The sequence below is a fragment of the Nonomuraea sp. NPDC004354 genome (assembly GCF_053602555.1).
Map to the genome: position 1 here is coordinate 262,804 of NZ_JBSGDV010000005.1, position 12,823 is coordinate 275,626.

Below are 12,823 nucleotides of genomic sequence, written 5' to 3' on the forward strand. Positions count from 1 at the left end.
GCGTCGAACGGTACATTTTCCTAGGATCATTAGGCAAAACCTTTTAGGGGTTCAGATGGGGCGTGCGGGGCTGACGGCGGAGCGGCTGGCGCTGGTCGCCTTCGCCCGCGCCTACCGCGACTTCTCGCTGGCCCACCCGGGGCGCTATGCGGCCGGGCAGATCCAGTTGCCGGCCGAACTGGTCGCCGACTCGCCGGCGCACCAGCGCGTCTTCAGGACCACCTGTGCGAAGCTGCGCGGCCGCTCAGGCGGTTCAGGCGGTGGTGCCCGCGTCGACGGTGACGGCGGCGCCGGTGATGTTCCTGCCGCCTTCGCCCGCCAGATGGGCGACCGTCGCGGCGATGTCGCGGGGGTCGCAGTAGCGGCCCAGCGCGGTGTACGCGCGCTCCTGCTCGGCCTCGGGGCTGTCGGCCGGGTTCATCTCGGTGTCGGTCGAGCCTGGGTGGACGAGGTTGACGGTGATGCCGCGCGGGCCCAGGTCCCTGGCCAGCCCCTTGGTCAGGCCGATCAGCGCGGACTTGCTCATCGCGTAGAGCGTCCATCCGGGGTAGGGCACCCGCTCGGCCAGGCTGCTGCCGATGCTGATGATCCGCCCGCCGCTTCCCATGTGCCTGGCGGCGGCCTGGGCCAGGACGAACGCGGCGCGCGCGTGGACGGCCATCGTGGTGTCGACCTCCTCCAGCGTTACCTGCTCCAGCGGGCCGAACGGGGCGATGCCGGCGTTGTTGACCAGGACGTCGAGGCGGCCGAAGGCGGTGACCGTACGGTCGACGGCCGCGACCAGCTGGGCGGCGTCGGTGGCCGCCGCCTGCAGGGCCAGCCCGCGGCGCCCGGTGGCCTCGACGCGCCGGACGACGGCGGCGGCCCGCTCGGCCGAGCGGGCGTAGGTGACGACCACGTCGGCGCCGTCGGCGGCCAGCCTCTCGGCGATGGCGGCGCCGATGCCCCGGCTTCCTCCGGTGACGAGCGCGACTCTGTGCGGCATGAGTTCTCCTTATCCGGAACCTGTTCCGGTTGAGAGTAAAGCGGAACGGGTTCCGGTTGCAAGGGGTCCAGTAGCCTGTGATCGTGAACGCCGTCGCCAACCGGCGCGAGCGGGTCGACGCCGCTCGCAACCGGGTCAAGATCCTCACCGCCGCCGCCGGCATCGTGGCCGCGAAGGGCGTCGAAGGGCTGTCCATGGCGGAGGTGGCCGCGGCGGCTGGGGTGGGCGTCGGCACGCTCTACCGGCGCTTCGGCGACCGCTCAGGGCTGGCGTACGCGCTGATCGACGAGCGCGAGCGGGAGTTCCAGGAGGCGTTCCTCGAGGGGCCGCCGCCGCTCGGGCCCGGCGCCGCCCCGCCGGAGCGGATCCGCGCGTTCCTGCACGGCCTGACCGACAGGACGGTGGAGCAGCTGGACCTGCTGCTGATGGCGGAGACAGCGGCGCCGCTGGCCAGGTTCGGCGGCGCGTACGCCGCCCACCACACCCACCTGTCGATGCTCATCGCGCAGGCCAGGCCGGGTGCCGACGGCTACGTGCTGGCCGACGCGCTGCTGGCGCCGCTGGCCGCGCCGCTGCTGGCCCACCGGCTGCGGGCGTGCGGGGTGACGGCCGAGCGGGTGAAGGCCGGGCTGGACGACCTGCTGGCCGCCTTCACGACCTGACCGGCCGCCTGCTCGACTTGACTGGGCACCTGGGTGGCCTGATCGGGCACCTGCGCGGCCTGACCGTCACCGTGTCGGACGGCGCAGGTGCCCGCGGAAACCCGCGCACCGGCGCGTACCGGCCTCACAGCGCCGCCCGGGGCCGCTGGGCCCGCACGTGCAGCATCTCGCGGGAGGGGGGCAGCGGCCGGGTGGGGTCGGTGGCCAGCAGGCTCGCCACCGTGTACAGGTGCCAGACGAGCGGCGCCTTGGTGAGCCTGCCGCCCTCGAACAGCGCGGGCACCTTGTCCAGCCGCACGATCTGGCCGAGACCGGACGACGACATGATCGTCCGCTCCAGTTCCCTGGCGATCTCCTCGCCCGGTTCGGCACGCCAGTTCCACGGCTTGGCCTGCCTGGACGGCAGCCGCTGCGCCCTGCTCCACAGCCGGGCGAGGCGCCCTTCGGACCTGAAGCGCCACTGCCCTCCCTCCAGCGGCACCGCCGCCAGCGCCGGCGCGAACATCTTGATCAGCTTGTGGACCAGGCGCTCCGAACGCCGGAACCCCGGATCGAGCGCGAGCGCGGCGGCGACCACCCGGTTGTCCAGGAACGGCTGCACGGGCGTCCCCCTGCGCAGCATGGCCGCGCGGGAGGCAGCGTGCCAGCGGCCCACCCGGAAGCGCAGATACAGGTGGTCGGGCACGTGCAGGGTGTCCGAGCGCCAGGCCAGCTCCTCGGCGTGGGCGTTGGCCGCGTCGGTGAACAGGGCGCGGTGGGCCAGGAACAGCGACTGGGTCCTGCGCCGCACCGCCTCCGGCGTGGCCTCCTCCATGCCCGACAGGTAGCCGCCGCGCAGGATCTCCCCGTTGTGCCCGCCCAGCGAAGGGCGCCGGCTGTAGGGGCCGTCGCCGGTGATGTTCTCGTAGGCCGACAGCATGCCCTCGCACACCCGCAGCACGTTCTGGACGCGGTCGGCGGGATGGGCCACCCGCAGCTCGCTGCGCGGCGTCAGCGACGGGGCCTGCACCTCGTGCTCGATGCCGAGCGCCGCGGCCACCTGGCGGGCCACCACCACGTCGGGGTGGTCGTCGAAGCCGGAGGTGACCGCGTGGAACGGGATCCCCGCCGCGTGCAGCAGGGCCGCGACCAGGCGGCTGTCCCTGCCGCCGGTGAGCGTCAGCCGTACCGGGTCGGGTGTCTGCAGCAGCGGCTCCACCGCCGCGAGCATCCCGGCGGCGACCCGCTGCGTCCCGGTACGGCTCTCGCCCTCGGGCAGCGGGTCGGTGGTGACGGTCAGTCGCTCGCCCGCGACCAGCAGGGAGGCGGGCGGCAGCGACCGGACGCCGGCGTAGGGCGTCTCCTCCGACAGGAAGTAGCCCTGGCGGGCGACCGACTGCAAGGCGGGCACGTCGTGGCGGACCTCGCCGAAGGCGGCCAGCCGTACCAGCAGGGCCCGGTTGCCTGCCACGTGGAGCTCGCCCGTCTGGGCGTAGTAGACCGGGTCGGCGGGGGCGAGCGACGTCGAGGCGCTGAACCCGTGCTCGCCGGCCCGGAAGAGGGCGAAGCAGCCCGGCTCGCCGGCCGCGGGGCCGTCCAGCGTGCGAGGGTCGCCCGGGTGGTGGCCCGCGACCGCGGTGACGCCGTCGGGGGTCGCGATCGGCGCCCAGTCCGGCTCGTTGGTCCAGGCCAGCAGGTGGACGCCGCCGTGCGAAGCCTGCCACTCGGTGGCGCGGACGCGCTCCGGCCTGACGGGGAAGGCCGCGCCGATCGCGTCCTTGGCCCGCTGGACGGCCTGCCGTACGGCCTCGCGCTGGTGCGGCTTCCCGGCCACGACAAGAAAGACCCTCATGATGCCCCCGGAAGTTGATGCCTTTCTAGGTATCCGCCGATGCGGCGTTCTGCTTTCGCACCCGGATGTCCGAGCCGGTGGCGAGGGCGGGCCGATGCGGGCCGGGGTTCTGCGCGCCGGGGCAGGCCGCCCCGAACTGTCGGCGGCGGGGTGCACGATGGTCGGCATGAGTTCGTGGCAGGAATTCGAGAGACAGGCGCCCGGCCTGGCGGCGACGGTGCGGGCGCTGTTCGACGCCCACAAGCACAAGACGCTGGCCACCATCAGGAAGGACGGCTCGCCGCGCATCAGCGGCACGGAGGTCGACTTCAGGGACGGGGAGCTGTGGCTGGGGTCGATGCCGGGCGCGATGAAGGCGCTCGACCTGCGGCGCGATCCGCGGTTGGCGCTGCACGCGTGTCCGTCGCCGCAGGAGGAGGCGGATCCGTCCGCCTGGGCGGGTGACGCGAAGCTGTCGGGCAGGGCGGCCGAGGTCACCGATCCCGAGGTGGTGGCCGGGTTCAAGATGCCGGGTGAGGGGCCGCACCTGTTCCGGGTCGAGGTGAGGGAGGTGGTGTGGACCAGGGTGGAGGGCGATCAGCTGGTGATCGACATGTGGCACGAGGGCCGCGGCGTCCGGCAGGTGAAACGCCAGTAGCGAATCTACTTTGTAAAGGCGCCGGGATGGTGACCCGGGCTCGGGTCAGTGCACGGAGAAACCGCCGTCGACGTAGAGGCTCTGGCCGGTGACGAAGCCGACGGCGTCGCCGGCCAGGAAGACTGCCGCGCCCGCGAAGTCGGCGGGCACGCCGTTGCGGCCGACCATGTGGCGGGCGGCGAGCTCCTCGGTCCGTCCGGGGATCGCCTGGGCGGGCTCGGTGAGCGGGGTCAGCACGAACCCCGGGATGATCGTGTTCACCCGCACGCCGTACCGTGACCACGCCTCGGCCTGGGAGCGGGTCAGGCCGGCGATGCCCGCCTTGGCGACGCCGTAGACGCCGCTGTCGCCGAAGGCGCTGATCGTCTGCTGGGAGCCGATGTTGATGATCCGGCCCCAGCCCTGCTCGACCATGTGCCGGGAGAAGTGCTGGCCCAGCAGGTAGGGGGCGGTGAGGTTGACGGCGATGGTCTGCTCGTAGTCGGCGTCGGTGAGCTCGGCCATGGGCTTGCGGATGTTGCTGGCCGCGTCGTTGACCAGGATGTCGATGGCGCCCGCCTGCGCGCACACGCGGTCGACGTCGGCGCGCAGGCCGAGGTCGGCGCTGATCCACGAGGCCTTGACGCCGTGGTCGTGGAGTGCGGCGGTGGCCCGGCGCAGCTCGTGTTCCCTGCGGGCGACGATGGTGACCTCGGCGCCCGCGCGGCCGAGGGCTTCGGCGACGGCGTAGCCGATGCCGGAGCTGCCGCCGGTGACCAGGGCTGTTCGGCCGTGGAGGGAGAAGAGCTCGCGCAGGTAGTCGGACACGAGGCGACACGGTAGCACCCGGTCGGCCGCCGGTCGGCCGGCGCGTCCTCCTGTGGGCGTGTTCCGTGACAAGGGACTCCAGCGCCCACGGGGGGACGCCGTCAGGCGGGGTCGTCGGCGGTGGTGCGGTCGACCAGCCGCTCGTAGCGCTGCCTGGCGGCCTGGGGGGTGCCGAGCCCGAGGCCGAAGGCGATCTCCGGCCAGGTCATGCCGCGTCCGCGCGCCATCTGGAGCAGCCCGGCCTCCAACTCGTCCATCTCCCCGCGCGCCAGCGGGATGAGAGTGAGGGCGGCGGTGATGTCCGCATGGTCCACCTCGGGCTCGCCGTCGTCGAGCTGTGCGGCCCCGCTGAGCAGGAAGGAGACGAGTCTGACGGCTTCGTGCGGGCCGACGACCGAGGGGTGGACCTGGCGGCCGCGCTGGGCGTCGGTGGTGGCGTGCCGTTCGGCGATGCGGTGCAGGGAGGCGTAGACGCGGTGTGCGCGCGCCTGCTCGGGGCGCGGGGGAGTGAACGGGTCGGCGGCCTGGCCGGAATCAGCTGACATGGTGATCAGAATGCCGAAGACACGATCCGATGTCAACAAACCATTGTGAACGACTTGTTTGCATAGCCAAGTCGTCACCTCCCTTTGCGAGCGCCTGACCCGGCCCGGGAACCCTCCCACTCATGACGCGGTGCGGCGGCTCAGGAGGCGAGCAGGGCGATCGCGCCGAGGGCCCCGCCGGCGCGGCCGCGATGCCCTCGGCGCGCGGCCAGGCCTGGGCGCTGGCGCGGCTGGCGCTGCCCGCCCTGGTCGTGGGGGTGGTGTGCAGCGCGATCCTGCTGGCCGTCACGGCCGTGGAGCACCTGCTCCAGCAGGCGCTGTGGCATCACCTGCCGTCGGCTCTGAAAGTGGACGGCGCCTCCTGGTGGTGGACCCTGGCCGTCCTGACGTTCACCGGGCTCATGGTGGGCCTGGTGGTGTGGAAGATCCCCACAGGGCCTGATCCGGCGACCGAAGGCCTGGTCGGGCCGCCGCTGCCGGTCAAGGTCGTCCCGGGCATGCTGGTGGGGGTCATCCTGTCGATGGCCGGCGGCGTCAGCCTCGGCCCGGAGAACCCGGTCACCGCGGCCAACATCGCCCTGGCCGTGGCGATCGGCGGCCGGCTGCTGCCCGGCATCGTGGCGCAGACCTGGCTCGGTCTGGCGGCCGCCGGCACGATCGGCGCGCTGTTCGGCACGCCGGTCGCCGCCGCGCTGATCCTGTCGGAGCTGACCCTGGGCGGCCGGCCGACGCCGCTGTGGGACCGGCTGTTCGCCCCGCTGATCGCGGCGGGGGCCGGGTCGATCACCACCGTCATGCTCGCCGCCCCGGTCTTGTCGGTGCAGGTGCCGCCGTACTCGCCGCACGCCGGTGACCTGCTGGCCGCCGCCGTGATCGCCTCGGTCGGGGCAGTGCTCGGGCTGGCCGTCGTCCTGGCCTTCCCGCACACGCACCGGCTGGTGCACCGGATCAGGCATCCCGTCGTACGGCTGACGCTCGCCGGCGCGCTGCTCGGCGTGCTCGGCGTCGTCGGGGGCCGCATCACGCTGTTCCGGGGCGTGGAGGAGATGAAGGAGCTCACCGCCCAAGCGGCCGCCTACACCGCCGCGGGGCTGGCCCTCATCGTGGTGGTGAAGCTGGCCGCGCTGCTGCTCGCCGCCACGGCGGGGTTCATCGGCGGCCGGATCTTCCCGGCGGTGTTCGCCGGGGTGGCTCTCGGCCTGCTGGCCAACGCGCTGGTGCCGTCCGTCCCGGTGAGCCTGGCGATCGCCTCCGGGCTGCTGGGCGTGGTGCTGGCCGTCACCCAGCAGGGGTGGCTGAGCCTGTTCATGGCGGCGACCGTCGTGGCGGAGCTGCAACTGCTGCCGGTGCTGTGCCTGGCGCTGCTGCCGGCGTGGCTGCTGGTCACGGGCAGGCCGCAGATGGTCATCGAGGAGCGGGCCGCGTAGGACGCCCCCGAGGAGCGAGCCGCGGCGACCGTCCACACCTCGGCAGAGCACTGCCCGATCTGCGCCGCCGCCCACGGCAAGCCCTGGCGCGCCGGCTCGAACTCCGGGCGGCGGGAGGGGGCGGCGCAGGTCGCTCGTCCTCACCTGCGGCGCGATGCCGCGCCGGCTGTCCTGGGCGGGGCGGCGTCCATGGCGGTGGGCGCCATCCGCTCTCAGCGAAGCGCGTGCGCCTGCAGCGAACCCGCCCGGTGCCCGGAGGGCGCGGTGCTTGGGTGTCACCATGGAGATCTTGATTCTGGGTGGGACGGCATGGGTGGGCCGGGAGCTGTCGCGGCAGGCGGTCGCGCGGGGCCATCGCGTGACGTGCCTGGCTCGCGGCGAAAGCGGGCAGGTCGCCGACGGGGCGCGGCTGGTGGCCGCCGACCGGCGGGATCCCGCGGCGTACGAGCCGTTGCTCGACCGCACGTGGGACGCGGTGATGGAAGTCTCCTGGCAGCCTGGCTTCGTGCGTGAGGCGCTGGAGGCGCTGGGTGGCCGGGCCGGGCACTGGAGCTATGTCTCCTCCGTCAACGCCTACGCCGCTCATGCCACGCCGGGCGCCGACGAGTCGGCGGACCTCCTTGCTCCGACGGACCGGCGTGAGGTCGACCGCGCGCTGTACGGCGAGGCGAAGGTCGCCTGCGAGCAGGCGTCGGCGGCGGTGGTGGGCGACCGCCTGCTCATCGCGCGTGCCGGCCTCATCGGCGGACCTGGCGATCACAGCGGGCGCACCGGCTACTGGGTGGCGCGTGCCGCGCGCGATCCGCACGGGCCGATGCTGGTCCCCGACTCGCCGGTCCAGCCGACGCAGACGGTTGACGTGCGGGACCTGGCCGCCTGGCTGCTCGACGCCGCGGAGAAGGGGACCGTCGGCACCTTCAACGCCGTGGGTCCGACCGTTCCGTTCGCCGAGTGGATCGAGCTGTGCCGCGCTGCCGGCGGCCATACCGGTCCGGTGGTGGCCGCCGACCCGGCCTGGCTGGTCGAGAACGGCGTGGCCCAGTACATGGGGCCCGAGTCGCTGCCGATGTGGCTGGTCGAGCCCGGCTGGGAAGGATGGTCGGCTCGTAGCGGGTCGGCGGCGGGCGTCGCGGGGCTGCGTCATCGGCCCCGGGCGGAGCTGCTGGCCGACACGCTGGTCTGGGAGCGCGAGCAGGGCCTGGACCGGGTGCGGCGGGCCGGCCTCAGCGCCCAGCGCGAGCGCGAGCTGCTCGAGGCTCTCGGCTGACGGCTTCGGCCTGTCGCCGAGGCTGTCGTCGTCGTCGCCGCCGACGACGACGGTGCCGGGGTCGGGTGATGACGGTGCCGGGTGATTCCGGGTGAGGGTGCCGGGTGATGGAGGTGCCGGACGCCTGGGGGCGGTGTCCGGCACCGGCCGGTCGTCAGGCGGCGTGTTCGGCCAGCCACGCGGTCCAGGCGCGGTCGGCCTCGTCGGGGTCCGTGCCGGGGGCGAACAGGTGGTGCTGGGCGACGACGCCACCGCCGAAGCCGTTGACGAAGCGGTACATCGCGTCGGCGGTGCGGATGCCGAGCGTCTGGGCGCTGGTGTGGTAGACGACCCCGCGGGTGGGCCGCTGCCCTGGCGGGGTGATGGTGACGGAGTCCCCGGTGGCGGGGTCGCCGAGGCGGTCGATGAGGGCGGCGTAGCCGCCCGCGCCGAAGGCGGTGACGGGTACGGCGGTGCGCCCGGTGAAGTGCGTGAGGTACTCGGCGAGGGTGGCGTGGAACAGGGCCAGGCCGGTGCGCATGGCCTCGAACTCGTTCTCCCAGTCGTCGCCGGGCAGGAAGCCGCTGGTGACGATGCGGACGACCGTGCTGCTCTCGGAACGGCCCTCGATGAGGAACTCGTAGGCGATGAAGCGGCCGTCGTCGGCGGTGGGCGACTTGCTGGCCAGGCGCTTGCCCGGTTCCCAGGCGGTGATGGGGTTGGCGGGGTTGTAGTCGCCGAAGGCGGTGCGCATGACGCCGTTGTCCACCTGGTTGCGTCCCATGAACCAGGAGTCGATGCCGGGTCCGGTGGCGATGGCCTCCCAGACCTGTTCGGGGGTCGCGGCCAGGGAGAGCTCGTGCTGCAGCTCGAACTCGTGTGACATCTCAGGACTCCTGGGTGTGCTGGGCGGCGCTCGCGTGGACGGCCCGTCCTCCGCGCGGCAAGAAGACGCTCCCACTCTCCCACCGACAATATTTGTTGTCAAAGCCTGCCGGCCTGCTCCCGCAGGAAGGCCCGTTCGGCGTCGTTGCCCGCCAGGTCGATCGCCGCCGCGTAGGCCGCTCCGGCCTCGGCCGTGCGGCCCAGCCGGCGCAGCAGGTCGGCGCGGATGGCGTGGAACAGGTGGTAGGAGCCCAGATCCAGCTCGCCGACCAGTTCCAGCGCCGCGGCCGGGCCGCTGACCTCGGCCACCGCCACCGCCCGGTTGAGCGCCACGACGGGGCTCGGCGCGATCGCCAGCAGCTGGTCGTACAGCGCCAGGACCTGCCGCCAGTCGGTGGCCGGACCGTCGCTGTGCACGGCGTTGATCGCCGCCTGGATCTGGTAGGGGCCCGGCCGGTCGCGGCGCAGGCACGCGCGCACGATCGCCTGGCCCTCGGCGACCAGGTCGCGCTGCCACAGCGAGCGGTCCTGCTCGGCCAGCCGTACCAGCCGGCCCTGGGCGTCGGCGCGGGCGGCGCGGCGCGCGTGCAGCAGCAGCATCAGTGCCAGCAGCCCCCACACCTCGTCCTCGTCGGGCATGAGCTCGGCCAGCAGCCGGCCCAGCCGGATCGCCTCGGCGCACAGGTCCTCGCGTTGCAGGCGCGCGCCGGCGCTGGCGGCGTAGCCCTCGTTGAAGATCAGGTAGATGACGGCCAGGACCGCGCGCAGCCGGTCGGGCAGGTCGGCCTCGCGCGGCACCCGGTAAGGAATACGCGCGTCGCGGATCTTGCCCTTGGCGCGCACCAGCCGCTGGGCCATGGTCGCCTCGGGCACCAGGAAGGCGTGGGCGATCTCGGCGGTGGTCAGGCCGCCCAGCAGCCGCAGCGTGAGCGCCACCCGGGCGGCGGGCGCGAGGGCGGGATGGCAGCAGGTGAAGATGAGGCGCAGCCGGTCGTCGTGCACGGGCCCTTCCTCCGTGGGCTCGTCGGGGGCGCGCAGCAGCGCGGCCTCGGCGTGACGGTCCTGGCGGGAGGCCTCGCGGCGCAGGCGGTCGATGGCGCGGTTGCGGGCGGTGGTGATGATCCATCCGGCCGGGCTCGGCGGCGGGCCCGCCGCCGGCCAGCGGCGGACCGCCTCGGCGAAGGCGTCCTGGACCGCCTCCTCGGCGAGGTCGATGTCGCCGAAGTGGCGGACCAGGACGGCGACGGCGCGGCCGTACTCCTGGCGGAAGACGCCTTCCACGAAGGACATGTCAGTCGTGCAGCGGACGGACCTCGATCGGCAGCCTGGTGGCCAGGCCGGCCTTGCGGCCCCATTCGAGCGCCACGTCGAGGTCGGCGGCCTGGATGACGACGAAGCCGCCGATGTGCTCCTTGCCCTCGGTGTACGGCCCGTCGGTCAGCAGCGGCTCACCGTCCTTGTGGCGGATCACGGTGGCGGTGCCGGCAGCGTGCAGGCGGCCCGTGAACACCCAGGCGCCGGCGGCCCTGAGCTCCCGGTCCCACGCGTCGACGTCGCGCATGATCGCGGCCAGCACGTCGGGTGCCGGCGGCTCGCCGTCGGGCTGGTAGATGCTGAGCAGGTACTGCTTCATGGTGTCCTCCCGGATGTCGTCTCATCCCTTACACGAACGGCCGGCGGCCGGATCGACACCACGCTGCCGACTTTCTCTTACGAGGTGCGGGGAAAGGCGCGGCGGTAGTCGCTCGGCGAGACCCCCACGTGCTTGAGGAAGTGGTGGCGCAGGTTGTTGGCCGTGCCCAGGCCGCTCAGCTCGCCGACCTTCTCGACCGGCAGGTCGGTCGACTCCAGCAGGCTCTGGGCCCGGCCCAGGCGCTGGTTGAGCAGCCACTGCAGCGGCGTCATGCCGGTGGCGGCCTGCAGGCGGCGGTAGAGGGTGCGGGGGCTCATCGCGGCGCGGCGCGCGAGGTCCTCGACGGTCAGCGGCTGGTCGAGCCGGGCGCGCGCCCATTCCAGGACCGGCGCCATGCCGCCGTCGTCGGAGTCGGGCACCGACAGGTCGATGAACTGGGCCTGGCCGCCGGGCCGGTGGGCGGGCACGACCATGCGCCGGGCGAGCTGGTTGGCCACGTGCGCGCCCAGATCGCGCCGGACCAGGTGCAGGCACAGGTCGAGTCCGGCGGTCAGTCCGGCGCTGGTCAGCACGTCGCCGTCGTCGACGTACAGCACCGAGTCGTCGACCTGGACCTTCGGGTAGCGCTGGGCGAGCTGGGCGGTGTGCATCCAGTGGGCGGTGGCGCGGCGCCCGTCGAGCAGCCCGGCCTCGGCCAGGGCGAAGGCGCCGGTGCACAGCGACACCATGCGGGCGCCGGCGTCGTAGGCGCGGCGCAGGGCGGTGATGAGCGCGGGCGGCAGCGGCGCGCCGTCCTCGACGCAGGCGTCGGGCACCGAGGGGACGATGACGGTGTCGGCGCCGGCGAGGTCGTCGAGCCCGTAGGGGGTGCGCAGGGCCAGTCCCGGTACGGCTGCGCCCTCGGGGCCCGCGCCGGGGGTGCCGCCCGTCCCGCACAGGCGCAGCTCGTACCACGGGTCGGCCAGGTCGGGCTGCGGCTTGCCGAAGACGGTGCACGGGATGCTCAGCTCGTACAGGTCCCAGGACGGGACGGCGATGTCGTCGGTGACGACCACGGCGACGGATCCGGCGCTCATGGCCTCAGCGTATGGCAGGAATTTGGTGGTCGCCGTCATGGGTGTCACTGTCGTGGCCCGGCACGCGCCTGCGAACGTGGTCCGGCACACGAAACAAGGAGTTGTGACATGAGAGTGACCGTGCTCGGGCTGGGTTCGATGGGGTCTGCGCTGGCCGGCGCCCTGCTGGACAAGGGTGTGGAGACGACGGTGTGGAACCGTTCGGCGGGCAGGGCCGAGGCGCTGGTGGCGCGGGGCGCACGGGCGGCGGCCACGCCGCGGGAGGCGGTCGAGGCCGGCGACGTGGTGATCGCGTGCGTCCTGGACTACGGCGCGCTGCTGGAGGTGCTCGAGCCGGTCACCGGGTCGCTGGCGGGCAGGGAGCTGGTCAACCTCACCTCCGGTTCTCCCGAGCAGGCCAGGCAGATGGCGGCGTGGGCGCTCGCGCACGGCGTGGGCTACCTGGACGGCGCCATCATGACGACGCCGCCGGGGGTCGGCAGCCAGGAGATGATGTTCCTCTACAGCGGTTCGCGGGAGGTGTTCGAGGCTCGCCGTGAGGTGCTGTCGGCGCTGGGCGACCCCGTGCGTCTGGGCGACGACCCCGGCATGGCCTCGCTGTACGACGCGGCGCTGCTCGGGTTGATGTGGGCGACGATGACCGGCTGGTTGCACGGCACGGCGATGGTCGGCGCGGACAAGATCGCGGCCACCGCCTACACGCCGGTCGCGATCCGCTGGCTGACGGCGGTGGCGGGTTTCGTCGCGACGTACGCGGCCCAGGTGGACGCCGGTCGCTACCCCGGTGACGACGCCACGGTGGACGTGCAGATCGCCGCGATCGACCACCTGATCCACGCGGCCGCGGAGCGGGGTGTCGACAACGCGCTGCCCGAGCTGTTGAAGGCCACGATGGTGCGGGCCAGGGCGGCGGGGCACGGCTCCGACAGCTTCGGCAGTGTCATCGAGGTGCTGCGCGGTCCGGCCGAGGGGTGACGCCGAGGGGTGAGACTGTGCCGGGCCCGGCCGTGAACAGGTGACCGGATCGCGGGGTGGAAGGCGGATCGGCGTGACGGCGGCCCCAGTGCGGGGTAAGCTGCGTCACTTAGG

The 12,823-nt window shown here is 73.4% G+C and carries 13 protein-coding genes and 1 pseudogene; 6 read left to right on the top strand and 8 right to left on the bottom strand.

Features of this window, described 5'->3' with window-relative positions; translation table 11 throughout:
* Nucleotides 1-55: 55 nt before the first annotated feature.
* Nucleotides 56-340, top strand: a pseudogene (locus tag ACWENQ_RS18490) (TetR-like C-terminal domain-containing protein); the annotation flags it as partial.
* On the opposite strand, the gene ACWENQ_RS18495 reads toward ACWENQ_RS18490, so the two are convergent.
* Nucleotides 254-985 carry an SDR family NAD(P)-dependent oxidoreductase gene (locus ACWENQ_RS18495; RefSeq protein ID WP_452415264.1) on the bottom strand — a complete coding sequence of 244 codons (732 nt, stop codon included), beginning with the start codon at nt 983-985 and terminating at the stop codon, nt 254-256. The pseudogene ACWENQ_RS18490 and the gene ACWENQ_RS18495 sit on opposite strands and share 87 nt — an antisense overlap.
* Before the next feature lie 83 nt (nt 986-1,068).
* Here ACWENQ_RS18495 and ACWENQ_RS18500 point away from each other — a divergent pair, with 83 nt between their 5' ends.
* The gene (locus tag ACWENQ_RS18500; RefSeq protein WP_449922386.1) at nt 1,069-1,647 is read left to right on the top strand and encodes a TetR/AcrR family transcriptional regulator; all 579 of its coding nucleotides are present in this window, start codon (nt 1,069-1,071) and stop codon (nt 1,645-1,647) included.
* A gap of 124 nt (nt 1,648-1,771) precedes the next feature.
* On the opposite strand, the gene ACWENQ_RS18505 is transcribed toward ACWENQ_RS18500, so the two are convergent.
* Nucleotides 1,772-3,478 (bottom strand): asparagine synthase-related protein, encoded by a 1,707-nt coding sequence (locus ACWENQ_RS18505; protein ID WP_452415266.1) that lies wholly within the window; start codon nt 3,476-3,478, stop codon nt 1,772-1,774.
* Nucleotides 3,479-3,644: 166 nt separating this feature from the next.
* On the opposite strand from ACWENQ_RS18505, the gene ACWENQ_RS18510 reads away from it, so the two are divergent.
* Nucleotides 3,645-4,115 carry a pyridoxamine 5'-phosphate oxidase family protein gene (locus ACWENQ_RS18510; protein ID WP_452415268.1) on the top strand — a complete coding sequence of 157 codons (471 nt, stop codon included), beginning with the start codon at nt 3,645-3,647 and terminating at the stop codon, nt 4,113-4,115.
* A 45-nt stretch (nt 4,116-4,160) separates the two neighbouring features.
* Here the strand turns inward: ACWENQ_RS18510 and ACWENQ_RS18515 are convergent, their stop codons facing one another.
* Both ACWENQ_RS18515 and ACWENQ_RS18520 read right to left on the bottom strand, forming a co-directional pair.
* Nucleotides 4,161-4,922, bottom strand: a complete 762-nt coding sequence (locus tag ACWENQ_RS18515) for an SDR family NAD(P)-dependent oxidoreductase (RefSeq protein ID WP_452415269.1) — start codon at nt 4,920-4,922, stop codon at nt 4,161-4,163.
* A gap of 101 nt (nt 4,923-5,023) precedes the next feature.
* Entirely contained in the window at nt 5,024-5,467 is a 444-nt protein-coding gene (locus ACWENQ_RS18520) for a DNA-binding protein (protein ID WP_452415271.1), read from the bottom strand.
* Between the two features lie 122 nt (nt 5,468-5,589).
* Here ACWENQ_RS18520 and ACWENQ_RS18525 point away from each other — a divergent pair, with 122 nt between their 5' ends.
* A complete protein-coding gene (locus ACWENQ_RS18525) occupies nt 5,590-6,894 on the top strand; it encodes an ion channel protein (protein ID WP_452415273.1) in 1,305 nt (434 codons plus the stop codon).
* Nucleotides 6,895-7,174: 280 nt separating this feature from the next.
* Nucleotides 7,175-8,161: an NAD-dependent epimerase/dehydratase family protein gene (locus tag ACWENQ_RS18530; protein WP_449922376.1), complete on the top strand. Its 987-nt coding sequence runs from the start codon at nt 7,175-7,177 to the stop codon at nt 8,159-8,161.
* A gap of 154 nt (nt 8,162-8,315) precedes the next feature.
* On the opposite strand, the gene ACWENQ_RS18535 is transcribed toward ACWENQ_RS18530, so the two are convergent.
* From ACWENQ_RS18535 to ACWENQ_RS18550, 4 genes are all read right to left on the bottom strand, one after another.
* Nucleotides 8,316-9,026 (bottom strand): SRPBCC family protein, encoded by a 711-nt coding sequence (locus tag ACWENQ_RS18535; protein ID WP_452415275.1) that lies wholly within the window; start codon nt 9,024-9,026, stop codon nt 8,316-8,318.
* A 98-nt stretch (nt 9,027-9,124) separates the two neighbouring features.
* Nucleotides 9,125-10,315: an RNA polymerase sigma factor gene (locus tag ACWENQ_RS18540; protein ID WP_452415277.1), complete on the bottom strand. Its 1,191-nt coding sequence runs from the start codon at nt 10,313-10,315 to the stop codon at nt 9,125-9,127.
* Between the two features lies 1 nt (nt 10,316).
* Nucleotides 10,317-10,658 carry a YciI family protein gene (locus tag ACWENQ_RS18545; protein WP_452415279.1) on the bottom strand — a complete coding sequence of 114 codons (342 nt, stop codon included), beginning with the start codon at nt 10,656-10,658 and terminating at the stop codon, nt 10,317-10,319.
* 77 nt (nt 10,659-10,735) lie between these two features.
* The gene (locus ACWENQ_RS18550) at nt 10,736-11,734 is read right to left on the bottom strand and encodes a GlxA family transcriptional regulator (protein WP_452415281.1); all 999 of its coding nucleotides are present in this window, start codon (nt 11,732-11,734) and stop codon (nt 10,736-10,738) included.
* A gap of 108 nt (nt 11,735-11,842) precedes the next feature.
* Here ACWENQ_RS18550 and ACWENQ_RS18555 point away from each other — a divergent pair, with 108 nt between their 5' ends.
* A complete protein-coding gene (locus tag ACWENQ_RS18555) occupies nt 11,843-12,709 on the top strand; it encodes an NAD(P)-dependent oxidoreductase (RefSeq protein WP_452415283.1) in 867 nt (288 codons plus the stop codon).
* Nucleotides 12,710-12,823: the final 114 nt, after the last annotated feature.

Bases quoted from the DNA above. Each gene is read 5' to 3' on its own strand.
- ACWENQ_RS18555 (WP_452415283.1), top strand. From the start codon at position 11,843: ATGAGAGTGACCGTGCTCGGGCTGGGTTCGATGGGGTCTGCGCTGGCC.
- ACWENQ_RS18495 (WP_452415264.1), bottom strand. From the start codon at position 985: ATGCCGCACAGAGTCGCGCTCGTCACCGGAGGAAGCCGGGGCATCGGC.
- ACWENQ_RS18535 (WP_452415275.1), bottom strand. From the start codon at position 9,026: ATGTCACACGAGTTCGAGCTGCAGCACGAGCTCTCCCTGGCCGCGACC.
- ACWENQ_RS18540 (WP_452415277.1), bottom strand. From the start codon at position 10,315: ATGTCCTTCGTGGAAGGCGTCTTCCGCCAGGAGTACGGCCGCGCCGTC.
- ACWENQ_RS18520 (WP_452415271.1), bottom strand. From the start codon at position 5,467: ATGTCAGCTGATTCCGGCCAGGCCGCCGACCCGTTCACTCCCCCGCGC.
- ACWENQ_RS18510 (WP_452415268.1), top strand. From the start codon at position 3,645: ATGAGTTCGTGGCAGGAATTCGAGAGACAGGCGCCCGGCCTGGCGGCG.
- ACWENQ_RS18525 (WP_452415273.1), top strand. From the start codon at position 5,590: ATGACGCGGTGCGGCGGCTCAGGAGGCGAGCAGGGCGATCGCGCCGAG.
- ACWENQ_RS18505 (WP_452415266.1), bottom strand. From the start codon at position 3,478: ATGAGGGTCTTTCTTGTCGTGGCCGGGAAGCCGCACCAGCGCGAGGCC.
- ACWENQ_RS18545 (WP_452415279.1), bottom strand. From the start codon at position 10,658: ATGAAGCAGTACCTGCTCAGCATCTACCAGCCCGACGGCGAGCCGCCG.
- ACWENQ_RS18530 (WP_449922376.1), top strand. From the start codon at position 7,175: ATGGAGATCTTGATTCTGGGTGGGACGGCATGGGTGGGCCGGGAGCTG.
- ACWENQ_RS18550 (WP_452415281.1), bottom strand. From the start codon at position 11,734: ATGAGCGCCGGATCCGTCGCCGTGGTCGTCACCGACGACATCGCCGTC.